20 protein-coding genes are annotated in these 24,398 nt (G+C 35.2%); 11 read left to right on the forward strand and 9 right to left on the reverse strand.

All coding sequences use genetic code 11. The annotated features are described in order from the left end of the window. Positions 1-108: 108 nt before the first annotated feature. Together hflX and mnmA are read right to left on the reverse strand one after the other, a co-directional pair. The gene (hflX, locus tag C237_RS0102010) at positions 109-1,323 is read right to left on the reverse strand and encodes a GTPase HflX (RefSeq protein ID WP_018674817.1); all 1,215 of its coding nucleotides are present in this window, start codon (positions 1,321-1,323) and stop codon (positions 109-111) included. Between the two features lie 471 nt (positions 1,324-1,794). After that, positions 1,795-2,982 (reverse strand): tRNA 2-thiouridine(34) synthase MnmA, encoded by a 1,188-nt coding sequence (mnmA, locus tag C237_RS0102015; protein ID WP_018674818.1) that lies wholly within the window; start codon positions 2,980-2,982, stop codon positions 1,795-1,797. A 145-nt stretch (positions 2,983-3,127) separates the two neighbouring features. Between mnmA and C237_RS0102020 the strand changes: the two genes are divergently transcribed. From C237_RS0102020 to C237_RS0102050, 6 genes are all read left to right on the forward strand, one after another. Further along, on the forward strand, positions 3,128-3,628 hold the full coding sequence (locus tag C237_RS0102020; RefSeq protein ID WP_018674819.1) for a hypothetical protein: 501 nt from the start codon (positions 3,128-3,130) through the stop codon (positions 3,626-3,628). Positions 3,629-3,745: 117 nt separating this feature from the next. Further along, the gene (locus C237_RS14440; RefSeq protein WP_156809696.1) at positions 3,746-3,952 is read left to right on the forward strand and encodes a hypothetical protein; all 207 of its coding nucleotides are present in this window, start codon (positions 3,746-3,748) and stop codon (positions 3,950-3,952) included. A gap of 2 nt (positions 3,953-3,954) precedes the next feature. Continuing rightward, positions 3,955-5,835, forward strand: a complete 1,881-nt coding sequence (locus C237_RS0102025) for a hypothetical protein (protein WP_018674820.1) — start codon at positions 3,955-3,957, stop codon at positions 5,833-5,835. Then, a complete protein-coding gene (locus tag C237_RS0102030) occupies positions 5,823-6,167 on the forward strand; it encodes a hypothetical protein (RefSeq protein ID WP_018674821.1) in 345 nt (114 codons plus the stop codon). Before C237_RS0102025 ends, C237_RS0102030 begins: the two co-directional genes overlap by 13 nt. Before the next feature lie 675 nt (positions 6,168-6,842). Next, complete coding sequence (locus tag C237_RS0102045) at positions 6,843-7,361, forward strand: hypothetical protein (RefSeq protein WP_018674824.1); 519 nt, start codon at positions 6,843-6,845, stop codon at positions 7,359-7,361. A gap of 107 nt (positions 7,362-7,468) precedes the next feature. Then, positions 7,469-7,987, forward strand: a complete 519-nt coding sequence (locus C237_RS0102050) for a hypothetical protein (RefSeq protein ID WP_018674825.1) — start codon at positions 7,469-7,471, stop codon at positions 7,985-7,987. Between the two features lie 69 nt (positions 7,988-8,056). Here the strand turns inward: C237_RS0102050 and C237_RS0102055 are convergent, their stop codons facing one another. Together C237_RS0102055 and C237_RS0102060 are read right to left on the reverse strand one after the other, a co-directional pair. Continuing rightward, on the reverse strand, positions 8,057-8,971 hold the full coding sequence (locus C237_RS0102055; protein WP_026315438.1) for a dimethylarginine dimethylaminohydrolase family protein: 915 nt from the start codon (positions 8,969-8,971) through the stop codon (positions 8,057-8,059). A 75-nt stretch (positions 8,972-9,046) separates the two neighbouring features. Continuing rightward, positions 9,047-10,333 carry a citrate synthase gene (locus C237_RS0102060; RefSeq protein WP_018674827.1) on the reverse strand — a complete coding sequence of 429 codons (1,287 nt, stop codon included), beginning with the start codon at positions 10,331-10,333 and terminating at the stop codon, positions 9,047-9,049. 560 nt (positions 10,334-10,893) lie between these two features. On the opposite strand from C237_RS0102060, the gene C237_RS0102065 reads away from it, so the two are divergent. Then, positions 10,894-12,456: a hypothetical protein gene (locus C237_RS0102065; protein WP_018674828.1), complete on the forward strand. Its 1,563-nt coding sequence runs from the start codon at positions 10,894-10,896 to the stop codon at positions 12,454-12,456. 42 nt (positions 12,457-12,498) lie between these two features. On the opposite strand, the gene C237_RS0102070 is transcribed toward C237_RS0102065, so the two are convergent. The 5 genes from C237_RS0102070 to C237_RS0102090 all read right to left on the reverse strand — a co-directional run bounded on the left by C237_RS0102070 (position 12,499) and on the right by C237_RS0102090 (position 16,478). After that, the gene (locus C237_RS0102070) at positions 12,499-12,711 is read right to left on the reverse strand and encodes a hypothetical protein (protein ID WP_018674829.1); all 213 of its coding nucleotides are present in this window, start codon (positions 12,709-12,711) and stop codon (positions 12,499-12,501) included. 393 nt (positions 12,712-13,104) lie between these two features. After that, positions 13,105-14,397 carry a phosphopyruvate hydratase gene (eno, locus tag C237_RS0102075; protein ID WP_018674830.1) on the reverse strand — a complete coding sequence of 431 codons (1,293 nt, stop codon included), beginning with the start codon at positions 14,395-14,397 and terminating at the stop codon, positions 13,105-13,107. Between the two features lie 77 nt (positions 14,398-14,474). Continuing rightward, the gene (locus C237_RS0102080) at positions 14,475-15,308 is read right to left on the reverse strand and encodes a GLPGLI family protein (protein ID WP_018674831.1); all 834 of its coding nucleotides are present in this window, start codon (positions 15,306-15,308) and stop codon (positions 14,475-14,477) included. Between the two features lie 33 nt (positions 15,309-15,341). Continuing rightward, complete coding sequence (locus tag C237_RS0102085; RefSeq protein ID WP_018674832.1) at positions 15,342-15,977, reverse strand: hypothetical protein; 636 nt, start codon at positions 15,975-15,977, stop codon at positions 15,342-15,344. 6 nt (positions 15,978-15,983) lie between these two features. Further along, positions 15,984-16,478, reverse strand: a complete 495-nt coding sequence (locus tag C237_RS0102090) for an RNA polymerase sigma factor (protein WP_018674833.1) — start codon at positions 16,476-16,478, stop codon at positions 15,984-15,986. Positions 16,479-16,869: 391 nt separating this feature from the next. Here C237_RS0102090 and C237_RS0102095 point away from each other — a divergent pair, with 391 nt between their 5' ends. The 4 genes from C237_RS0102095 (at position 16,870) to C237_RS0102110 (ending at position 23,856) form a co-directional block, all read left to right on the forward strand. Next, entirely contained in the window at positions 16,870-19,092 is a 2,223-nt protein-coding gene (locus tag C237_RS0102095; protein WP_018674834.1) for an outer membrane beta-barrel family protein, read from the forward strand. A 111-nt stretch (positions 19,093-19,203) separates the two neighbouring features. Beyond that, entirely contained in the window at positions 19,204-20,538 is a 1,335-nt protein-coding gene (locus C237_RS0102100) for a dihydroorotase (RefSeq protein ID WP_018674835.1), read from the forward strand. A 57-nt stretch (positions 20,539-20,595) separates the two neighbouring features. Then, positions 20,596-21,840: a copper resistance protein NlpE gene (locus tag C237_RS13805; RefSeq protein WP_018674836.1), complete on the forward strand. Its 1,245-nt coding sequence runs from the start codon at positions 20,596-20,598 to the stop codon at positions 21,838-21,840. Between the two features lie 45 nt (positions 21,841-21,885). Next, the gene (locus C237_RS0102110) at positions 21,886-23,856 is read left to right on the forward strand and encodes a heavy metal translocating P-type ATPase (protein ID WP_018674837.1); all 1,971 of its coding nucleotides are present in this window, start codon (positions 21,886-21,888) and stop codon (positions 23,854-23,856) included. The last annotated feature ends 542 nt before the right edge of the window (positions 23,857-24,398 follow it).

Here is a 24,398-nt window from a genome sequence, read left to right on the forward strand (position 1 = left end):
TCATCATAATCTATAATTTAGCATTTTAAATTGCATAGGTAGAGTAGGATATAAGCAGTAAGCCACTCAACCCTCTTAACTCAGCTCTTTAAACTTCATTTATAATTTCTAAGCTTCTTCATCCTCATAATATTGAAATAAGAAATCATTGTAAGGGAATCTAGAGATATGGATATCGTGAACCACATCGTAGATGAGTTTCTTCATTTCTGGGAAATTTTCTTTGGTTAGGGCAGAAATAAATACCGTTGGGTTTTTAGATTTTGCCATCCAAGTGTTTTTCCATTCTTCGAGAGAAATATTCTTTTTAGAACTTGGGGTAAGGTCGTCCTCTGCTTTTTTCTCGTATGAAAAATCATCAATTTTGTTGAATACCATAATGGTTGGCTTCTGATGTGCATCAATTTCTTGTAAAATCTGATTGACTGATTCTATATGGTCTTCAAAACTTTCATGAGAAATATCTACCACATGGATCAGTAGGTCGGCTTCACGCACTTCATCAAGAGTGGACTTAAAACTTTCTACCAATTGAGTGGGTAATTTTCGGATAAACCCTACGGTGTCGGTCAAAAGGAATGGCAAGTTTCCAATCACCACTTTTCTTACGGTAGTATCTAAAGTCGCAAATAATTTATTTTCCGCGAACACATCCGATTTAGAAATGGCATTCATCAGTGTAGATTTCCCCACATTGGTGTAGCCCACTAAAGCGGTACGCACCATCTTTCCACGGTTATTTCTTTGGGTCGCCATCTGTTTGTCTATGGTTTTCAGTTTCTCTTTTAATGAGGAAATTCTATCACGGATGATTCTTCGGTCGGTTTCAATTTCAGTTTCCCCAGGTCCACGCATCCCGATCCCCCCACGCTGACGCTCTAAGTGGGTCCACATTCGGGTAAGTCTTGGAAGTAGGTATTCGTATTGAGCCAATTCTACTTGGGTTCTTGCATAGGAAGTCTGTGCTCGCTGTGCAAAAATATCCAAGATGAGGTTGGTACGGTCTAAGATTTTAACCTCTTTCATTTCGCGTTCCAAATTTTTCAATTGAGAAGGCGAAAGTTCATCATCAAAAATCACTGTGTTGATGTCGTGTTCCTTTACAAAATCTCTTATCTCTTCCATTTTACCTTTCCCTACAAAAGTTCTAGAGTCGGGTTGAGATAGTTTTTGGGTAAAGCGTTGCTCTGTGGTTGCCCCTGCAGTATAGGCGAGAAATTCTAACTCGTCTAGGTATTCCGTGAGTTTGTCTTCATCTTGGTCTTTGGTGATTAAGCCCACTAAAACGGCTTTTTCATATAAATGGTCTTTTTTTTCTAACATAAGTGCGATTATAAGCGTTACAAAAATACAAAACTCCGAGAGAATGCACTTATCTCTCGGAGTATAATTATTACTTACATAGCATCTATTTCTTTAGCATCTTCTTACTCTTACTTAAGAGGGGGGGGTAAAATACTTAGCGACAATGCCATATTTATGAATAGACTACCAATATATAGAGCAAGAAATTTATCCCCTTGATTGAGCTTTGCTTTAATATATAAGGTGTGATAAATCCAATAGTTAAATACTAAAAATGCGATAGTGTAAATCCACAAAATTAATACTTTATAATAATGTTTCATTATTTATTCAATTTAACAATTTTCATTACTTTTCACATTATTCATATCACTTCTACAACTACTGAGACTTAGAGCTAAAATGCTACATAAAAGGAATTTTTTCGTAATATTAGTTTATTTATATTTTTACTTCGCGAGTATATACATATATTTATTAATGTCCAAATCAACCAATAACGCCACTGCCTATCAGTTCATCACCGATATACCAAGCGGCAAATTGCCCTTCGGCTACGGCAGACTGTGGGTGTTGAAATTCGAGATACAAGCCATCTTCGTACTGGTGGAGTGTGGCAGGTTCTAATGGCTGTCGGTAACGGATTCTTGCCATCACTTCTAAAGTTTCACCGTGGTTGAGTTTTAAATCTGGTCTTACCCAATGGGTTTCCGAAGGTAATATTTTAATCACTTTTTGAAATAATCCAGGGAAATGTTTTCCTTCGCCTACGAAAATTAAATTTTGTTCTACATCTCTCGAAATGATAAAACAACTTTCTTTATGCCCGCCAATGCCTAAACCTTTGCTTTGCCCAATGGTAAAAAATTGAGCGCCTTGGTGCTTGCCAATTACTTTACCATCAGATTTTTTATAGTCTATTTTTTTGGATAGATACTGGAGTTCCTCGTGCTTGGTTTTAAAATCTGGCATGGGTTGGTGGTAGGCTTCAAAGTCTTTAAATATTTCCACAATATCCCCTTCTTTAGGTTCTAATTGTTGCTGAAGAAATTGTGGCAAACTTACCTTACCGATAAAACATAAACCCTGCGAATCTTTTTTGTTCGCAGTAACAAGTCCAATTTCTTGTGCTATAGCTCTTACTTCGGGTTTGGTAAGTTCCCCGATGGGAAATAAAGCTTTAGACAATTGCTCTTGGCTTAGCTGGCAGAGGAAGTAACTTTGGTCTTTGTTATGGTCTTTTCCTGCTAACAAATGATAAGTTTCTGTACCGTCTGCATTTTTTGTAGTGTCTAGTCTGGCGTAGTGTCCTGTGGCGACTTTATCTGCACCGAGCGATAGTGCGGTTTGCATAAACACATCGAATTTTACTTCGCGGTTACAGAGGACATCAGGATTTGGCGTACGCCCTTTTTCGTATTCCGAGAACATATAATCTACAATGCGCTCTTTGTAGAGTTCACTCATATCAATCACCTGAAAGGGAATACCTAACTTCTGCGCTACCAACAGAGCATCATTGCTATCTTCTACCCACGGACACTCATCTTCCAAAGTGACGGAAGCATCATTCCAATTCCTCATAAATAGGGCGATAACCTCGTGCCCCTGCTGCTGCAGAAGATAGGCGGCTACACTACTATCCACTCCACCAGATAATCCGACTACTATTTTCATAATTTCTATTCTAAAATGCAAATTTACGGTTTTATCCTCGATTAAATTAATTTTCAAAGATATGTTACAACTAATTAAAATTTTTATTATATTTGCTCTGTATGTGATTTTATTTTAATTATTTATAACCTAAAAACGAAAAACAATGGCAATAGACAATTTGATTTCGGTGGAGTTTTCCGCAGAAGAACTAAAGACAATAGATGATGCTATTAATAGCATTGTAGGAGTTATCAAATCAAAAGCGATTAACCTAAGCCCAGAAGAAAGACGCCAGTATGGGCGTATAGCAGATAAAAATAAGATACTAGTGGATAAGTGCAAACTCTATATGGAGCAAGACCCTGCCACAGTACCCCCTACAATAGATAAAACAGAGTTTGATAAGGACTACTTAGCAAGAACACAGCTAGAAGCCCCTCTAAAAAAACTCGGTAGGGCAGTAGAGATGATTACCGATACGAAAACGCTTTTGGACTATGATAATTATACAGCAGCAGTGTCTTATTATCGCTATGTAAAATTCTTGGCTTCCCAAAATGAGGCGGGGACTACCAGTATTTATAAAGACCTTAGAAGCCATTATCAGTCAAGAAGTGCAGCAGATGCTTCCCCTGAGGTATCTAATGATGGAGGTAAGGACTAAATAAGTATGGCCAATGTATTGTACAACTAGCAATGGGTTGCAAAGGGGTACTGATAGGGTTAAAATAGCTGCTTATAGGGTGTAAATTTAACCCTGCAACCCTTAACTTTGACCCTATTGAGGTTTAGAATAGACCCTACAACCAGTAAAACAGACCCTATAAGGTGTAAATTTGACCCTACAACCATTAAACTTGAGTCTATAGGGACTAAAATAGACCCTGTGGATATTAAAATAAAACTTAACAACCCCTATCCGAAGAGGAGTTATTATAAAAGAGGAAACCGAAAATCTTATAGAGTAGACAATAATATAAAAATGTAAAAATGAAAGGAAGAAGTATATTATTTCTAATTATAATTCTTATAATTAATTCATGTAGACAGGAATTAACAATTTATGATGTTGAAAATATAGAACAAAAGTCTAATTTTTTTGAAAATGCTGAGGATAAACTTAATAATATAAAAGAGGGTGAAAAGTGGCTTAAAATTTTGAAAGAGGAAGATAAGAGAAGAGATTTTGTTGCAAAATTAAAAGATACTGAAGGTATTCCAGTTTGGGATAAAGTAATAATAAGTACAGCTCCTGAGAATTTAAATTTAGAAAAGTCCGATGCCTTAAATAATATTATAAGCTCTAAACAAAGAATTATTATACCACTTACAAAAGATGGTATTTTTATGTCATCCTATATAGTTGCTACTATAAATGAAAACAATAAAATTACTTATTTAGAAAATATAGATAATAAGAAATTGTACGAAATAGTTTATAATAAATCTATTTCAAAAGACATTAGAGAGAATATAATGGCAAATATTATTTTTATCAATAATAGAGCTTTTGGTTTTAAAAAGTTTATTAATGTTCCTAGCGACTTGTTTTCAGATATTCCTTTGGATTCTACTAAAACCACAAAAACAATAAAGTTAGTAGAAGATGATTCAGATAAAAATATATCCCCTAATAGTATGTTGGAACTTATGTGTTTAGTTTATGAAACGGATGATCCTAATTGCTCTTGCCATGGAACTATTACATCTACAAAATGTTTTTACATATATGTTGGAGGAGGAGCTTCTAGTGGAGGCGGAGACGGAGATGGAAGTGGAGACGGAGGTAAACCAGGGAGTGGAGATAGTGGAGGAAGCGGAATCTCTAATAACACACCTTGGTATCTAATGAATCCTAATATAAATATTTACTCCTATAGTACTTTTCCAAGAGCTGTTTTTAAAGAGATGACTGATTATGGTATAGTTCTTCAAAAGGAACATATGGACTATATGCAGTCTCATCCAGATGTAACTAATTCTATTTTGGAAAATCTAGAGAATAATAATGGTTACAAAGCAGTATTCTTTTATAATTTTTTAAGAGAAATATGGTATAAAGACCCTAAGCCGAATTCTAATATACTTATTAATAAATTTAACTCATTTTATGGTAAATTATTTGAAATAAATCCTACAACTACATGGTTTGATTTTCAAAATATTTTTTTACCATACGAAGACACAAACCATTCAATCATTTCTGAACTGTTTAATGATTGGAATAACCCTAATATTGTTAAACCTACTTTAAAATTTAAAAACAATATCAAATTAAACAGTATTTATAATCAAGCAAAAACTGCTACAAATTTTCAACAATATTTGAAAAAATTTATTCCAGATGCTTCTGTGGCACACTTAATGTTTGATGTAAGTTCAGTAAGTAATTCTAATCATCTTGCAGAAACTGAACCACCTTCAAACTATTGGATAAAAATAATTTTTAATAAAGATAAAGATTGGGCGAATATTCCTAAGATAGTTATTTTAGATACATTTCTGCACGAAATGATTCATGCAGAAATTTATCGTAAATTATTATCCCTTGGCTCAACTCATGGTAATATTGACATAAATAAAATAACATCTGATTTGCTTCATCATAATTATCCTGGACTTTTTGATTATTATGTAAGGTATACAAAAGATGATGCAGCTGCTCAGCATAATATGATGGCAAAGCATTATGTAGAAATAATGGTTAACTTCTTAAAGCAAGTTTATGGAAATAAATATTCTGATATTGAATATAAGACAGTTGTTTGGATGGGATTGAAAGATACGAGAGCTTGGAATTTATTACCAAAATCTGATAGGGATCTATATGAAACAACATGGAATAAAAATTATTGGTTATGGGAAAAATAATAACTTATATAAGTGTTATGCTAATTTTTAGTATTCAAGGGCTTAAATCACAAATAATAAAAATAGATAGAAAAGATATTCTCTGCTTAACAAATAATAAATCAACTTTCTATTTGAAAGTAAATATAGATAATAATATATATGTATACATGGTTAAAAGAGTGTACCACAATCCTAGAATTAATAACAAAATATATAAGATTAGAGATTATCAGAAAATACCTAAAGAAAAAGGAGAAATGTTTAGTAAACATGAAGGTTTAAGATATGGTGGAGGCTATTTTTTAATTGATAAAAAATATTATGTAAATTTAGGAACTCCAATAAATTAAGACCTTATAATATGGTTTTTTAAGATAAGGAAATAAAAATATATGGGTCTTAAATGTGATAATAAAAATGAGAATTTGTACGTAATAAATGGAAATAATTGTTTTAAATGGTGTTGGATCTATATAAATTGATAAATTCTTTCACAGATTCACAAGCAGAGACAATTGCTTGGGTAGGTTTGCAGGGAACAACTGCTTGGAACAATCTTGGAGCTACAAATCAGCTCAATGTTCAGAATACATATAATAATTGGTATAACTCAGCATCACGAAGCTGTCCTTAAATATAAGAAAAGTGAAAGAGCGGTTGATAATTATAATTATAGGTTTTATGCCTATGCTTTTTTCTTCTCAAAGCAAGGTAAATGATACAGTTTATATAGAATTTGATAATACGAAGGATAAGCATTTTGAGTATAAAAACAAGATAAATTATTTTGAAATAGATGTAAATAATACAAAGAAAATTCATTTTCAGTATGGTATCTATAATGTAAAAACAGTTAAAAAATTCAACAAAAAAAATTATAAATAGAACTTGTTTGTCAAAAATTATTAAAAATGATAATGCAGATAGGAGGCAGGTTTATATAATAGTAAAGAAAATAGGGGGGAATTACTATAAACTATATCCTGCAGACCATATATTTAGGATAATAATTGATTAAAAATACAATGAAAAAATTAGCATTTTTAACCCTAGGGTTATTATCAGCTCTTTGTTTTGGGCAAGAAAAAGGTAAGGTAGAGAGTTCTCTATATAATGTGCAAGCAGGTTTTGCTGGGGCATGGTTCAATACAGAAATTGGTTTGGCAGACCAATTTGCTTTGCGAGCAGAATTAGGTGTAATGCCTAAATGGTATGTAGGAAATGGTACGGGGTGGTTTTTGGACGCTTCCGTAGAGCCAAGATATTATTATAATATCAAAAAAAGAGCCGAAAAAGGAAAAGATACGCATTCCAATGCGGCTAACTTTCTTACTTTGGGAGTATCCTATAGACCTGAGAAATCCTTAGGTGGCAGTTATGTTGATTATAATAGTATTTCTATCGTGCCAAAATGGGGAATGCGTCGTAATTTAGGCAATCATTTTAATTATGAAGTAGGAGCAGGTTTAGGTTTCCGCCACGAGTTTAATCATAGTAATTTTGGTGAAATAGATTTACATTTAAGAATAGGCTATAGTTTTTAAGATTGTTCTTAGTTTAATAGGATTGCCCTCATCTGGTTTAGAGATGAGGGCTTTTTTTTGTGTTTTTATTGAAAGAATTATACTATTTTTGTATCAAATATTTAACAATGAGAAAATTATTACTATCAAGTGTATTTTTTATATCCATATTTAGTTTTGCACAAATACAGCCTAATCAGGAGTCAGTAGCATCTAATAAATGGACTTATGGGGGCTATGCAGGTTTTGGCGGTGGCTCTGGTGGAACTTCTATATATATTTCTCCAAGAGTGGGGTATAAGGTCAATCCAGATTTGGTGTTGGGGCTAGCCGGAAATCTAAGCTGGCGGAATTACAACGGTTATTCAAATTCTATGTACGGAGTGGGACCTTATGCCAATTATTATATGGGTAGAAGTTTCTTTTTAACAGGTATGTTTCAGCAGTATTTTATCAATATTAAAGACCATAATTATAAATTAAATACACAAGAATCTGCGCTTTATTTAGGTGCAGGCTATATGCAAAGACTGGGGAATGGGGTATATTTCCAAGTTGGGGCTATGTATAATGTCTTATATAATCCGGATAAGAGCCACTTTAGTAATGGTTTTATTCCTTACACAGGGATTGTGGTTGGGATATAGGCTGTAGCAATATAAAAAAGAAGCCGTTTCAATATTATTGAAGCGGCTTTTATTATTGCTTAGTACATTCTATTCTCTAACTAGTGGCATAGTTGAGCATCTAAGTAGTCCTCCCATTTTTGAGATTTCTCGGTAAGGGATTTCTTCTACAGTCATGCCCCATTCCTCTCTTAGGTGGCGGTTCATTCGCGTAAAAGAGCTATCCGATACCACTACTTCTGGTGAGATAGAAAAAATATTCGGGTTCATCGTAAACATTTCTTCTTCGGTCACTTCAAAGCAGTTGTCTTCACCAAAAATACTTTTAATCAGTTGATAATCGTTTTCGTACACAAAGCCATCTTTATAAATGATGCATTTGTCTTTACCTACGGGATTAAAAGTACAATCTAAGTGTAGTATCCCCTTATAAGGGTCGGTATCGTTCTTTTTTAAATCGAAGTCTAAAATTCTTTTTTCTGGGAAAAATTCTTTTAGTAAAGCGATGGCATTTTCGTTGGTTCTAGCGGTTTTAAAGTTTCTATAATCTTCGCTAAAACAAGTTCCTACGAAGAGGAAATCGTTCCAAACAATTACATCGCCGCCCTCTACATGTGCTGTTTCTGGCAGGTTGATGATTTTTCGCCATTCTAGTTGCTCAAATATTTTGCTGTATGCCTCTTGCTCGTCCTCACGGTCTGGGATAAGATTAGAAAGAATCATTTTATCTTCAATCACGAAGGCGACATCTCTTGCAAAGACTTGGTTGCAATCTTTTAACACATCGGGACGAAATACTTCTACATTATGTTTTTTTAGCACTTGCTCAAAGGCGGTCATTTCATGTGTAATGTTTTCTTCCGTTGGGTAGATATTATTTTGTGTACTATGGTAAGATTTAGCATCATAACATTCCTCTAGCGTTGGATTTTTACCGTTGGAAATAGGTTGCCCAAGTACTACCGATTTAAGTGTTCCAGTTTCGTTATTAATATTGAGTTTCATATTGACGGATTTTAAAATAATAAAAAGTTCTCCCCATTGGTTTGGAAAGAACTTTTTAATTTGCATATCCTTAGATTATCTTTCATTCATAGGTACATAATCTCTCTTAGTAGCGCCTTGGTATACTTGACGAGGTCTTCCAATAGGGTCACCCATTAGACGCATTTCTTTCCATTGAGAAATCCACCCTGGTAGTCTTCCTAAGGCGAACATCACGGTAAACATTTCAGTAGGGATGCCTAATGCTCTGTAGATGATACCAGAATAGAAGTCTACATTTGGATAAAGTTTTCTTTCTACGAAGTAGTCGTCCTCTAAAGCAACTTTTTCTAGCTTCATTGCGATATCTAGAGCGTCGTCGTGGATACCTAATTGATTCAAGATATCGTCGGCAGCTTTTTTAATGATTTTAGCTCTTGGATCGAAGTTTTTATACACTCTATGACCGAATCCCATAAGGCGGAAACTATCGTCTTTATCCTTAGCTTTTTTCACATATTTTTCTACATCGCCACCATCTTTTTGAATCATTTCAAGCATTTCGATTACGGCTTGGTTTGCACCGCCATGGAGAGGTCCCCAAAGTGCAGAAACCCCCGCAGAAATAGAAGCGAAAAGTCCTGTATGTGCAGAGCCAACCATTCTTACTGTAGAGGTAGAACAGTTTTGCTCGTGGTCTGCATGGAGGATTAAGAGTTTATCCAAAGCATCTACCACCACTGAATCCATTTCAAAATCTTGGTTTGGCATACGGAAGCACATTTTGTAGAAATTTTCTACATAGTTAAGCTTGTTATCGCCGTGGTTGAGTGGTAGTCCTTGTTTTTTTCTATAAGTCCAAGCGGCTAAGTGCGCAAATTTAGCAATGAGCATTTCTGCGGCGTGGTCTAAATCTTCTTTGGATTTAACATCTACTGATTTAGGATTGAAGGCTGTAAGTGCAGAAGTCAGCGAAGAGAGAACGCCCATAGGGTGTGCAGAACGAGGGAATGCATCGATGAGTTTCTTCATTTCCTCAGCTACCCAGTTGTATTCTTTAATATTGTTCTCAAATTTTTTGAATTGTGCTTCTGTTGGTAATTCTCCGTTTAAGAGTAAATACATCACTTCTGTAAAATTAGATTTTTCTGCAATCTGCTCTATCGGATAACCTCTATAAAACAATTCACCTTTATCTCCATCAAGGAAAGTAATCTCACTGATAGTGGCTCCTGTATTCTTATACCCTTTATCTAAGGTGATTAAGCCGGTTTCGTTTCTTAATTTGGAAATATCTATACCTCTATCTCCTAAGGTGCTTTCTACGATAGGATATTCATATTCTTTTCCATCGTATTTCAAAAATACTTTATTATCTGACATAATCGTATGTGTTTTTTTAAGGGTTAGAAAAAATTTGCGATAAAGGTACAAAAAAAATAGCATTAATAACAAACGATTAGTGCTATTGATGTTTTCTATGATGGTTTATTTTGACGATTGGGATTTTAATTTGGGGTTGGGTGATGCCTGATTGTTACCAAAAAAATTTACTCATTAGGGGGCTATCATATTGTTTTGGTAGATAAGAATTGACTTTATTAGTTATAAGAATATAAATTACAGTGGCTACATTTTTGGCATGCCCTGTTTTGCTCACGGAGTTTTTATTCGGTTTATACTTTGCGGACTACTCATAATATTGTGCATATGTTTTAGCGAAACATAAAAATTTGTTTTTTTATTGAATATAAGTTTTATAACAATCATAATTTCATTAAAACTAATAAGACTAAATTTAAATTAAAAAAGCCACAATACTAATTATTAATAAATTATTTGCACACATAATTTCATTTAAATAAAAACAATTCAAAAAAAAAATCAAAAAAAAATGTGAATAAAATTAAATTTTATATATATTTGCGTAAATTTAAAATTTTATGAGAAAGAATATTATTTATTGCCTGCTCCTTACTTCATCCTTAGGTTATGCACAAGTAGGAGTAAACACCGATTCTCCAAGAGCTACATTAGATGTGGTAAAGAATCAAAAATTATCCGTTAATGGTATCATTTTTCCTAGTCTAACAACAGAGGAAAGAAATTCAATGGAAAATGTTACTGAAGGAACTACCATCTTCAATACCTCTACTAAATGCCTAGAGTATTGGAATTCTTCCAGCTGGATATGCACAAACGGAGGTTCCACATCTGCGCCAGAGCCAGAACCTCCTACAACTACATTCCAACTAACATTAACAGATATTGATGGGCTTTCTGATGAACTAAATGCATTTTTCGTATCTGTATATGATGATGACTACCTACCATTTAAAGAGCAAACAGATGTTGCTTCAATAGATGTTTCTAATATGGATGGAACATCTGAAAAATTAATTGATTTTCAAGGTGGTCTTGGTACAGATGCCCTAGGTGGAGTCAGTAAAACTATACTTTTAAAGTATAATTGTGTTAATGGTCCATGTAATTGGGAGGCATATAACAGTACAATTACGATAGACAGCAAGTATTTAGAAAACGGAAGCGGAAACCAAATTACATTCTCTATCCCCGCCAAAAATAATGTAGCTACAGGTACAGATATTATTGAAGGGACACTTACAGCATCTACTCCTATCATGTTTAAAAAATTGGATTTGAATAAAGGGTTAGGTGCGGATAAAAAAGGATTAAATGTGGCTAATTTTACGGTTAGATTATCGAGTAGTCCAACCATTCCTTTGAAAATAAGAGTAATGCCTGCTGTAGTAGATGCGGCAAATAAACTGGCATATATTCCTATAAATGCTGAAAATACATCTATTTCTAAGGTTGCATTTAATTTAGATCTTGGGGCAGAGTATGCGGATATGACTTCTCCTTACTTTAACCCTGCAAAGACTACTCAAAAGACTGCTAAAGACTTTAAAGCGTTTGGACATATGTTCCAGTGGCAAAGAAAAGCTGATGGACACCAAAAAATTAAATGGACCAGTGCTAGCTCTTTTACTAGAGTAAATACCCCAGTTAGTAGTACACTGTCTTCAGATTGGACAAATGCTGGAGTTAACACATTTATAACTAATAATAATAGTAATGCATCAACTAATAACAAAAATCTTAGATCTTGGGTTATTCCTACGGTAAACGAATCAGACCCTCGTGACCTCTGGACAGAGAATGGAGCTAATAATCCTTGTCCTGGAAGTTTCCATATACCTACCAAAAATGAAAAAGAAAATCTGTTAATGGATAATAAGATAAATGGTACACTTCAATTATCTGGATTTTCAATGGAAACAAATGGTAATATAGCTGGCTCAGGGGTAGGCTTCTACTGGACTAGTACATCAACTGATGGAGTAGGAGCAGCAACAGATAGCGAGTTATATAAAGGTAGAACATCTGATTTTTATAATACAAACTATACAACAGGAGCAGGATTTAGCGGAGGTGGAGTGAGAGCACGAGGAATGTCTATTCGCTGTGTTTCAGACAGATAAAATAAAACAAAAATATATTTACTAACAATAGCTATTTCTTTTTTAGAGATAGCTATTGTTGAAATAACCGATCACCTGAGCATTAAACCACTCATCTTGGAAATCAGCGGAAGGTTTAAGGGTGCCCTTATTAAGGGAGATTTTGTTCATTACAATGATATTGTAAATATCTCCTATGATTTTGGCACTTATAAAAGAGCTATCTGTAAGCTTGTCGTTATATTTTTCAAGATCGACAAATTCTATAGCAGCCATCTAATAGCAATCCTGTTTTGTATTTTAGATTTGTCTAATTGACTAAGTACGGATTGAATGGTGCTTTACTCTATAGTAGCCACTGTAGCAAAGTTAGATTTTTGTATATTACAGATTATTAACCCATGCATTAGTATAAAGGAATAAAATAACTCCTAATGCGATAAATAATTTAGTACTCATGGTATAATAGTGTTAGTTTGTTATCTTTAAGTATTATACCAATAATCTATTTAAGTTTTTTTTTAAAATCAAATAAGGACTATTATTTTATCAAAACTTTTGGATAAAGATACAATAGAAAATGGATTAGTCTCCATTTAAGCCAAAAATAGCATTTATCTTTTTGGGGATAAATGCTATTGCTTTATTGTTTGTATCGTAAAGGTTTAACTATCTCTTCACTTTAAAGGCATCCATTCCTGGGAAAATAGCGGTTTCGCCTAAGGCTTCTTCTATTCTAAGGAGTTGATTGTATTTTGCCATTCTATCTGAACGAGAGGCTGAACCAGTTTTTATCTGTCCGCAGTTCATCGCTACGGCAAGGTCTGCAATGGTGGAATCCTCAGTTTCGCCCGAACGGTGGGACATTACCGAAGTGTATTTGTTGTGCTGCGCCATCTGTACTGCCGCCATCGTTTCGGATAAGGAGCCAATTTGGTTGACTTTAACCAAAATAGAGTTTGCTACTCCTTCTTTTATCCCTCTGGAAAGGCGCTCTACATTGGTTACAAATAAATCATCCCCTACCAATTGTACTCTGTCGCCTATTTTGTCGGTCAGCATTTTCCAACCTTCCCAGTCGTCTTCGTGCATACCATCTTCTATAGAGATGATAGGATATTTTTCTGTAAGCTCTGCCAAATAAGAAACTTGTTCCTCTCTACTGCGGTGAGCGCCTTTGTCTCCTTCAAATTTTCTATAATCGTAAGTGCCATCTACATAAAATTCGGAAGAAGCACAGTCTAAGGCAAGCATTACATCATCACCAGGCTTGTATCCCGCTTTTTCTATAGCCTGTAGCAATGTGTCTAAAGCATCTTCAGTCCCTTTGAAAGTAGGAGCAAAACCACCTTCGTCCCCTACGGCAGTAGAAAGTCCGCGACCTTTCAAAATGGATTTAAGATTATGGAAAATCTCTGTTCCTTTTCTCAATGCATGAGAGAATGAATCTGCTTTTACAGGCATAATCATAAACTCTTGGAATGCGATAGGAGCATCGGAATGGGAACCTCCATTGATGACATTCATCATCGGCACGGGTAAAGTGTTGGCATTCACGCCGCCTACATATTTATAAAGCGGAAGTCTGAGCTCTTTAGCTGCTGCCTTAGCTACCGCCAAAGATACGCCAAGAATAGCATTAGCACCTAATTTACCTTTGTTGGGCGTTCCGTCTAAATCAATCATGATTTGGTCGATGAAGTTTTGTTCAAACACAGGAAGTCCAATCAATTCGGGTGCGATGATGTCTCTTACATTTTCTACGGCTTTTAATACCCCTTTGCCGAGGTAGTCGCTACCGCCGTCTCTTAGTTCTACGGCTTCGTGCTCCCCAGTGGATGCACCAGAAGGCACTGCGGCTCTACCCATAGCCCCACTTTCAGTAAATACATCTACCTCTACGGTTGGGTTACCGCGAGAGTCTAAAATTTGTCTTGCTTCAATGTAAGAAATGTAACTCATTATTGTAATTTTTTTATTTTATTCCACAAAGTTAATGATTTATCCGTTAAAAATTAAATGATTTTTAAACAGGATTTTTAGGGTTGAGGATATCGCACGGCATTACTGATTTCAATAGGGTTGTACTCTTTTCGCATATACTCCTGCGCTTTTTTCGTCAGTTCGTCAAACTGTTCTTTTTTAATAATTTTAACGCCCATAACTCGTAATTCACCATTCATATTAGGATTAAATTGTTCTCGCATTTCCCTTAATGGATTTTCGTAAAATTCTAATTGCTTTTTTTGAATCATTTTTAATGAAGTTACGATAGGTTTTTTACCAGCAAAGTGTTCTAGAAAATCGGAAGTATCATAAGTTTGAGGAAGTTTCCAACTTTTTAAAAGTTTAAAAGAAAAATTGTCTTTATCATCATAGACTTCAAAAATTAAGCCTGGCAAACCTCTGAATTTATAAGGTCCCTCGATGAGGTTAATATCCTTAGCAAACCAAGCCGTCCAATGTCTACCACCAAATTGGGTAGTGGCTTTTTGAAGCAGATACCCGTTTTCGGTTTTAGTTTCATCGGATAAGTGCCAATTCATTTTGTCTTGGCTTTTATAAGCGAAGTAATCGTTTAGCATTACATAATTGATATGTTCATCAGAATTGATCTTGCGTTTTATCGCAGGAAGGCGTTCGTCCCAACTGTAGGAGGTGTAATTTCTCACTTTATTGATGGAATCATTTTTTGCATATTCGTAAGAGTAGAATTTAATTTCTTTAGGATTGATATCTAAAGTCATCATTTCGGTTTCTTTATCATCCGAAGTAGAGTCTACCTTATGCTGAAACTCATAAATAAAGCGATGGGTTTGCGAAAAAACTAAACTTGATATAAGACATAGGGCTAAATGAATGAAGTGTTTCATAATAAATCTTTTGCAGGTAAAAGTACAAAATTTTTAATAATCCATCTCGCTTAACTCTTGATAATTCGTTTTTAGTTGTTTAAGCATTTTACCATAAATGAGTTTTTGGTAAATATATTTAAAAATAAAGAAAAAGATTGCCCAAAGAATCCCAATAAAAAATACTGCACTCATAATCATAAAAAGCATGATATCTTCATCCAGTTTCGGTTGGTTATAAAAAATATCATTTCCTATAAATCCTATTGCTAAAATAAAAATGAGTGTAATTTTTATTAAAAACAGGTTAATATACCACTCTATCACTTTACGTGTGAGTAAAATTCGCTCCATAAGTTTTTTGGATTGTTCTTCATTTCGGATTTTAAAGTTAAGGTAAAGTAACAACGCCAGAAATGCCAAAGGAATTATATTAGAGATATAATCTAAAACATTGAAAAAGGTATCAAACCTTGATAAATTACTTTCATTAGAGTTATCTTCTGTAATATAATTTAACCCATAACCAAGCAGGGTAGTCACAGTAATTTCTATAATCCCAATAATTAGTACCCATTTCGCGATAGAAATGGATTTGCCCTTTAGCATTTTAAAGAGTTCATTATCGGTATATTTTTTATAAGATTGTGGTTGGTTCCAATTCTTTTTTAATAAATCTAATTCGTCCATAGTGGGTTAAGTTTTAATGAGCGATTTTAATTTTTCTCGTGTTCTCATCATTTTTATACGGGCGTTGCCTTCGGAAATTCCAAGGATTTCGCCCATTTCTCGGTAGGATTTGTCTTCCAGATAGAGCATTACCAAAGCCTTTTCTACATCCGAAAGCAGATGAATGGCTTTGTATAAGGCTTCCACTTTTTCGTTTTCGGCATCGCTTTGTTCTGCCTTTATCAATAAATGGTGGAGTTCCTTTTCTTGGTCTACTTGCGGCTGGCAGTGGCGTTTTCTGTGGAGTGTCATCGCTGTATTCAAGGCGACGCGATACGCCCATGTAGAAAACTTAGATTCCGCACGAAAGCTAGGATAGGCGCGCCATAGCTGCATCACAATATCTTGAAACAAATCCTCGTGATCTTCTGGATGGTCGGTATAGATTCTACACACCTTATGCACCAATCTTTGGTGGTCTTGTAGGCGTTGTACGAATTCTTTTTCTAACCGAGTATTCATATCCTATTAGTTGTTGGAATTTGGATTCGTTACAAAATTGGGAAATTAAACTTGAATGGCTAAAATTTTTTTTCTATCTCAGGCAACCATTTTTAAAATTTGTCGTCTTTATGGTAAAGGTTAAATTTTATGTTAAAATTTTTAACATTGATAATCAGTTAATTATCTATATTTATTAAAAATAATCATTACTTTGTATTGCAAAATAGTAAAATATTTATATATCTTTGCATCAGAAATTAATAACCATAGACAATTACTTTTAGTATTAAAAATTAATAACTATGTAAAAAGTGTCGAATGCTAAATATTCAAAAGAACAAAAAACTATTATACAAAGCTAATAACCTAATGGCTTTCGGCTCTTTTTTATTTAAAAAACATTAACCCTATGAAAAAAATTAGCATTTTAATCGGAACATTAGCCTTTGGATTAACTTTGGCACAAGAACAAAAATCGTCTGACAGTACTAAAACTAATAAGATTGAAGCGGTTACCATCAGCAAAAAATACATCCAGCAGAAAGCAGATCGTATGGTATATAATGTATCGGTTTCGCCAGTGGCAAAAGGAAATACGGCGTTTGAAGTCCTTAAAAAAACACCTACGGTTAATACTACGGATGGCAAAGAATTTAAAATTATGGGGAAATCCTCTGCGGTGATTTACATCAATGGTAGAAAATCCAATATGAATGCAGAAGCTTTACTTCAATTGTTAAAATCTACACCATCTGAAAACTTAGCCAAAGTGGAAGTGATTTCATCACCAGGAAGTGAATATCAAGTAGAAGGCGATGTGGGCATCATTAATATAGTGCTTAAAAAGAAAAGAACCGATGGCTTTAATGGAACGCTAAAAATGGATAATGAGCAAGCCTATTATAATAGTCAATCAGCGAACTTAAACCTTAATTATCGTAAAGATCGTTTAGGAGTGAATGCCAATGTGGGGTATGGGGATGCTAATTATTATTCAGAGTTTACATTAATCAACGGGGATGGTAAAAATGAAACGATGACCCACTCTAAACATACTTCCCCCAACCATAATCCCAATCTTAACCTTATATTAGACTACGAACTGAATGATAACAGCCATTTGAATTTAAACTTTAATACTTATTGGTCGGTTGGAAAAAATGAAACCGATGAGTCTTTGGTGAAAAATTTTGTAAATGGTCAATTGGTGGAGACTAAACTCAACAAAACACTTGGGGAAGATACTTCTAAAAACTATTCGGCTGGGCTTAACTACGATTGGAAAACCGATGAACAAGGCAGTATGTTGAAGCTGAACGCTGCCTATATGAAATATAATCGTGTTGACGAAAAAACAAATTATTTATATAATTTAGTTGGAACGCAAAAAAAGGAAATTCTCTATGGTGCAATTTATCAGAATACGCCGCAGGATATAGAAAATATTTCTGCGATGGCGGATTATATTTGGAAGTTAAAAGATGGCTCTACAATGGCTTTCGGTGGAAATTATAACACTACGGAAACGGATAACGATACTTCGTCTAAGTTTGGGGATGCCAATTTGGTTTTTACTGAAAATAAAGATTTAAGCAATCATTTTATTTATAAGGAAAATATAGGGGCAGTATATGCCAACTACGAGCGTACTTTTGGCGATAAAGTTTCAGCAAAATTAGGACTTCGCTACGAAATGACGGCTACCAAAGGAGATATTGAAGGAAAGGACGACCCTTATTATCACTTTAAAAAAGATTATAACAACCTTTTACCATTTGCGAATTTATCTTATCAGATTAATCAAAATAATATGCTAAGATATTCCTTCACTAGCCGTGTGAAACGCCCATCATTTTGGGAGCTGAATCCTGTAAGAAATTATACTACTGAGCATAATTTTGTACAAAATAATCCTTTTATGAAAGCTTCTACCATCTACCAACAGCAATTGATGTATATGCTAAAGAATGCTTATTTTGTAAACTTGGATTATTTAAAAATAAAAGATGCTTCTGTACAAATTCCTCTACAAAAAACGGTAGGGAATATTACCCAAATCCGCTATATCCGTACCAATTATGGTGATAAGCAACAGTTTTCTATAAGTTTAGGAATGCAAAAAGCATTCTTTAAAGGGTACTGGATTAATAGTCTTACAGCAATGTCTATTTGGAATCAGTTCTCGGGTATGGTAGATAGAGACCCATTAACCCAAGAGCAATTCCCTGCTTATCATGTGGATTTTAAAACAAATTTTGTGGGAATACAGACAAATAACCAAATAGCATTGGATAAAAATAGAACATGGTGGTTAGATGTGGATTATTTCTGGCTTTCTAAGCAAAAACTAGAGCTAGGAGAGCTTTCAAATATGCAAAAGCTGGATTTAGGACTTAAAAAGAACTGGAACGATTGGACTTTTAAGTTTAATGTAGGAGATGTATTTAATACTACGGGGGATATTAATATTTTTAATACTCAGGATAATGGCTACTATAACAATATATTCCAAAGAAACTATAATAGAACATTTAATGTTTCGGTAACCTATAATTTCGGAAACAAAAAACTGAAAAAAGTTCAGCAAGTGGAAAGTGCTAATAGCGATATCCAAAGCCGTATGGGAAAATAATATCCAATTAATGGATCATCACGATAGGGGTTAAGTTTTTTAACCTCTATTTTTTTGGTAGGCTGTCAAAATATAAATAACTTTACTGCTCAAACAAACGCTAAAATTTCTATGAAAACACTCATTAAAAATGCACAAATCGTCAACAAAAATCAAATCATTAAAGGAGATGTCCTTATCATAGGAGATACCATTCAGCAAATCGGAACTCATATAGACGAGAGCGAAGCCGAACAGATTATAGATGCTGCGGGGCAGTATCTTTTACCCGGTGTGATAGACGACCAAGTGCATTTTAGAGAGCCAGGCTTAACGCATAAAGCCACGATTGCATCGGAAAGTCGGGCGGCAATAGCGGGGGGCATCACCAGTTTTATAGAGCAACCCAATACCGCTCCCAATGCTGTAACCCAAGAGCTGTTGGAAGAAAAATACCAAATAGCGGCTCAAACTTCCTTTGCCAACTATTCCTTTTCTATGGGTGGCACTAATGATAACTTAGAAGAAATTCTAAAAACCAATCCTAAAAATGTAGCCGCGATTAAATTATTTTTAGGTTCTTCTACAGGAAATATGTTGGTGGACGACCCTGATACTTTGGAACATATTTTTTCTCAAGTTAAAATGCCCATCTGCGTCCATTGCGAAGACGAAGCTACCATCCGAGAAAACACAGCAACTTATCAAGCGAAATACGGCGAGGATATTCCTGTAAAATTTCATCATTTAATAAGGAACGAAGCGGCGTGTTATAAATCCAGTTCCAAAGCCATAGAATTAGCCAAAAAAACGGGCGCGAGGTTACATATTTACCATGTTTCTACGGCTAAAGAAACCGAACTGTTTGATAACAGCCTACCATTAAAAGATAAAAAAATTACCGCGGAGGTTTGTGTACATCATTTATGGTTCAGTAATGAAGATTATGATACCAAAGGTAGTTTAATCAAATGGAATCCTGCGGTAAAAACCCCTGCCGACCGAGAAGGACTTTGGAAAGCATTACTGGATGACCGAATCGATGTGATCGCTACCGACCACGCACCACATACTTGGGAGGAAAAGCAACATCCTTATCTAAAATGTCCGTCGGGAGCACCGCTAGTACAACATGCCTTACCTGCGATGTTGGAAATGGTAAAACAAAGTAAACTTTCTATTGAAAAAATGGTAGAAAAAATGTGCCATAACCCTGCCATTTTATTTCAAATCGAAAAAAGAGGATTTATAAAAGAAGGTTACAAGGCAGACTTGGTGTTGGTGGATATGGAACAGCAGGAAACCGTAGCCAAAGACAATATTCTCTATCAATGTGGTTGGAGTCCATTAGAAGGCACCACTTTCCATTCTAAAATTACCCATACTTTTGTTAATGGACATTTGGCGTATCATAAAGGTCGATTTTCAGAGGAAAAACATGCCGAACGATTAAGGTTTGAGAGGTAAAAAATGCTAATTTTTCTGGCATAGTTAATGCTATTGCATGGATAAATACAAATCAAAATGTTAAAAAAAATAGTTATACCTATCGTAGCGTTGACATTATTTGCAGGATGCAAGAAAAATGAAACAACTGTTGGAACTAAAGTAGATTCCAGCCAAGAGATATCAGAAAACAAATTTCAAGGTGTTTATAAAGGCACTTTGCCCTGTGCCGATTGTGCAGGAATAGAAACCAGTCTAACACTTGTCGACCATAACAAAGCCATTTATAAGACGAGTTATATTGATCATTTGGATGGTACATCTACGATTATGGGAACTTATCAGATTGAGGGTGATATTTTAACACTCAAACTACCCAATGAAACCCTTTATTTTTCAGTAACTGACAAACATTTAAAATGGTTGAATCAAGATAAAAAGCCAGTAGAGGGGGAGTTGGCACCGTTTTATATCCTCAACAAAGTGGACACTTCTAAATTTAATTATGAAGGAGAGTACGCTATTAATTCATCTAAAGAAAAAGGGGCTTATTGGCAAAAACTTTCTATAAAAAAAGAAGTTAAGGGTTATTTAGTGAGTTTCACTGCATCTGAGGTAAATGGAAAAGAAGCATGCCGATTTTCAGATTATGGCACTATAAAAAGTGATACTTTATTTGTGGATATGAAAAGTGGAGGTAAAACTATTCCTATGGCAATTGCTCCAACCCACGACCAACTGGGGGTAGAGGTATTTACAAAAAACTTTGAGAATCGTTTTCAATTGATGTATTATTGTTCAGGTGGTGGGTCTTTGGCTGGAAATTATTTAAAAACCACTATTGCGGCGAATCAATTCAGTATTTTTAATGCGAATACAACTATTGCCGAAGTATTACAAACGATTCCCTTTGCACAAATTGAGAAAACCGAAGGTCAAGGTGAGTTTGCTGATGATACTTATGATGACTATACTATTTTGAACCAATATGGTCAACCTTTGTTTATGGTTACACCAAAAGAAAAAGGAGATACCAACCAAAAAATCAATCGAGTAAAAGTAGTAAGCCCAATATTTAAAACGGTAAAAGGAATTAGTACACAATCTACTTTTGGTGATATCCAAAAAGCCTATGCGATTTCGAGTATAGTGCCAACGGAAGAACACATCGTGATTTCTGTAAAAGAACTTGGTGCTGATTTTAGCATTCATAAAAAACACCTGATGAAAGGTTGGTGGAATGAACATACAAAAACAATCGACCCTAATAAAATCCCCAACAACGCCCCAATAGATGAATTTATTCTTTGGTGGAATCTATAATGAGGAAAATCAAAAAAATAATTAACTTTGCCCATAAAACAAAGCATGTCACATTCACATCATACACACGAGCACGATCATCATCACGAAGCACAAGAAGTGGGTTGTTGTGGTCACGACCATGGGTGCAGTACGGTGGAGACTACACCAAGTGGTTATTTTAAGTTATTCCGTCCAGCCATTATTTCTTTGTTCCTACTTTTGGTAGGCTTAGGATTGGATCACTTTTGGCAACCCTCTTGGTTTGAGGGTTGGGTGCGTACCATTTGGTATTTGGTTGCCTATATTCCCGTAGGTTTTCCGGTGCTCAAAGAGGCGTATGAAAGCATGCTGAATAAAGAGATTTTTTCTGAATTTTTGTTGATGGCCATTGCTACCGTTGGGGCTTTTGCGATTGGGGAATATCCCGAAGGTGTAGCCGTGATGCTCTTTTATTCTGTTGGGGAAGCATTCCAAGGACTGGCGGTGAGAAATGCCAAGGCTAATATCAAAAACTTGCTAGATCAGCGACCAGATGAAGTCACGATTGTAGAGGGGAATACGACTAAAATCATCAAAGCCGCCGAGGCAAAAATAGGTGATATTGTCCAATTAAAACCAGGGGAAAAGTTGGGATTAGATGGTATTTTACTCTCAGAAAGTAGTAGTTTTAATACCGCAGCACTTACAGGAGAAAGCAAACCCGATACCAAGCAAAAGGGCGAAACTGTTTTGGCAGGAATGATTAATTTACAAACGGTGGCTCAAGTGAAAGTGACCGCATTGTACGAGGATAGTAAATTGAGCAAGATTTTAGAGTTGGTACAAAATGCCTCGACACAAAAGGCACCCACCGAATTATTTATCAGAAAATTTGCAAAGATTTATACTCCTGCCGTGGTGGTGTTGGCATTAGCGATTTGTTTGTTGCCGTACTTTTTTGTGCCTACATACGAATTTAGAGATTGGCTCTATCGTGCATTGATTTTCTTGGTGATTTCTTGTCCATGTGCGTTGGTAATTTCGATTCCGTTGGGGTATTTTGGTGGAATTGGTGCGGCGAGTAGAAATGGTATTTTGATAAAAGGCGGACAATATTTAGATGCGTTGGCAAACATCAAAAATGTGGTGATGGATAAAACTGGAACGATGACGGAGGGTGTTTTTAAGGTTGAAGAAGTGCAACTCAGCACAACAGCCATTGAGCGCAAACGATTATTAGCCATGGTCAATGCGTTGGAGCATAAAAGTACCCACCCGATTGCCAGTGCCATTGCAGCATATGTGGGGGAAATAGACCCCACCATCGAATTGACAGATGTAGAAGAAATTTCAGGACACGGACTCAAAGCCACTGTTGATGGTAAACCGTTATTGGTTGGAAATTTTAAGTTGATGGAACGCTTTGGTATTCAACATACGGTTGATACTGATGCGATTGTACAAACGGTGATAGCCATTGCTTATGATCAAGTGTTTGCAGGGTATATTACCATTGCCGACCATATCAAATCCGATGCAAGGATAACGATAGAAAAATTGAAACAGATGGGCGTTCGTCCTGTTATGTTAAGTGGAGATAAAGAAACGATTGTGCAGAAAGTTGCAGAACAATTGGGGGTTGCGACCGCCTTTGGAGGTTTGTTGCCAGAGGATAAAGTAAATCAAGTAAAAGAAATCAAAGCAATCGATGGTTCGGTGGCTTTTGTAGGAGATGGCATCAATGATGCCCCAGTGATTGCCATAAGCGATGTAGGTATGGCGATGGGTGGTTTGGGAAGTGATGCCGCTATTGAGAGTGCCGATGTGGTGATTCAAGACGATCAACCGAGCAAAATTCCGATGGTGATTAAGATTAGTCAACAAACCAAACGCGTGGTATTCCAAAATATTGCCTTTGCATTTTTGGCAAAAGGAATTGTCCTTACTTTGGGGGCTATGGGCTATGCTACGATGTGGGAAGCCGTATTTGCCGATGTAGGTGTGGCATTATTGGCGATTTTGAATGCGGTAAGAATTCAGAAGATGAGGTTTTAGGGGTGAATGTATCAATGTAATGATGTATCGATGTATAATGTACAGATGTAAAAAGTATTTTAGTGTATCAATGTAACTATGTATAAAATATAAACATTCAAAATTCAAAACTTTTAACTCAGTTCTCAACCATTCCATTTATAATTTAAAATTCATAATCTATAATTCATTCCATATTCAAAACTCAAAACTTCTAACTTAACCCTCATCTATAATCTATAATTCTTCATTTATAATTCTTCTAAAATCTAATTTCTAGCCTCTAATTTCTAAATTTTCTTGCACAATAAAAAAATTATTGTACCTTTGTTGCCATTATGTTACAAGAAACCAGCATATTAAAAATTTCTCAAAAAAACTACCCCAATAATTTGGTAGTTTCAGAAAAAAGTGTAACACACACACACACACACACACACACACACACACACACAAGTTAAATCCCGCGTAACGCGCGTATTATACAACTTTTTTTCGAAAAAAGAGATTAGAGGTGAGAGCTTAGAACTTAGTTTTTTGACGGCTATATGCCGCAGGCTAAA

This window comes from Riemerella columbina DSM 16469 (genome assembly GCF_000374405.1).
Taxonomy (GTDB): Bacteria; Bacteroidota; Bacteroidia; order Flavobacteriales; family Weeksellaceae; genus Riemerella; species Riemerella columbina.

Bases quoted from the DNA above. Each gene is read 5' to 3' on its own strand.
- C237_RS0102110 (WP_018674837.1), top strand. From the start codon at position 21,886: ATGTCACATTCACATCATACACACGAGCACGATCATCATCACGAAGCA.
- C237_RS0102080 (WP_018674831.1), bottom strand. From the start codon at position 15,308: ATGAAACACTTCATTCATTTAGCCCTATGTCTTATATCAAGTTTAGTT.
- hflX (WP_018674817.1), bottom strand. From the start codon at position 1,323: ATGTTAGAAAAAAAAGACCATTTATATGAAAAAGCCGTTTTAGTGGGC.
- C237_RS0102090 (WP_018674833.1), bottom strand. From the start codon at position 16,478: ATGAATACTCGGTTAGAAAAAGAATTCGTACAACGCCTACAAGACCAC.
- C237_RS0102050 (WP_018674825.1), top strand. From the start codon at position 7,469: ATGAGAAAATTATTACTATCAAGTGTATTTTTTATATCCATATTTAGT.
- C237_RS0102065 (WP_018674828.1), top strand. From the start codon at position 10,894: ATGAGAAAGAATATTATTTATTGCCTGCTCCTTACTTCATCCTTAGGT.
- C237_RS0102095 (WP_018674834.1), top strand. From the start codon at position 16,870: ATGAAAAAAATTAGCATTTTAATCGGAACATTAGCCTTTGGATTAACT.
- C237_RS0102060 (WP_018674827.1), bottom strand. From the start codon at position 10,333: ATGTCAGATAATAAAGTATTTTTGAAATACGATGGAAAAGAATATGAA.
- eno (WP_018674830.1), bottom strand. From the start codon at position 14,397: ATGAGTTACATTTCTTACATTGAAGCAAGACAAATTTTAGACTCTCGC.
- mnmA (WP_018674818.1), bottom strand. From the start codon at position 2,982: ATGAAAATAGTAGTCGGATTATCTGGTGGAGTGGATAGTAGTGTAGCC.
- C237_RS0102085 (WP_018674832.1), bottom strand. From the start codon at position 15,977: ATGGACGAATTAGATTTATTAAAAAAGAATTGGAACCAACCACAATCT.
- C237_RS0102030 (WP_018674821.1), top strand. From the start codon at position 5,823: ATGGGAAAAATAATAACTTATATAAGTGTTATGCTAATTTTTAGTATT.
- C237_RS13805 (WP_018674836.1), top strand. From the start codon at position 20,596: ATGTTAAAAAAAATAGTTATACCTATCGTAGCGTTGACATTATTTGCA.
- C237_RS0102020 (WP_018674819.1), top strand. From the start codon at position 3,128: ATGGCAATAGACAATTTGATTTCGGTGGAGTTTTCCGCAGAAGAACTA.
- C237_RS0102025 (WP_018674820.1), top strand. From the start codon at position 3,955: ATGAAAGGAAGAAGTATATTATTTCTAATTATAATTCTTATAATTAAT.
- C237_RS0102055 (WP_026315438.1), bottom strand. From the start codon at position 8,971: ATGAAACTCAATATTAATAACGAAACTGGAACACTTAAATCGGTAGTA.
- C237_RS0102045 (WP_018674824.1), top strand. From the start codon at position 6,843: ATGAAAAAATTAGCATTTTTAACCCTAGGGTTATTATCAGCTCTTTGT.
- C237_RS0102100 (WP_018674835.1), top strand. From the start codon at position 19,204: ATGAAAACACTCATTAAAAATGCACAAATCGTCAACAAAAATCAAATC.
- C237_RS0102070 (WP_018674829.1), bottom strand. From the start codon at position 12,711: ATGGCTGCTATAGAATTTGTCGATCTTGAAAAATATAACGACAAGCTT.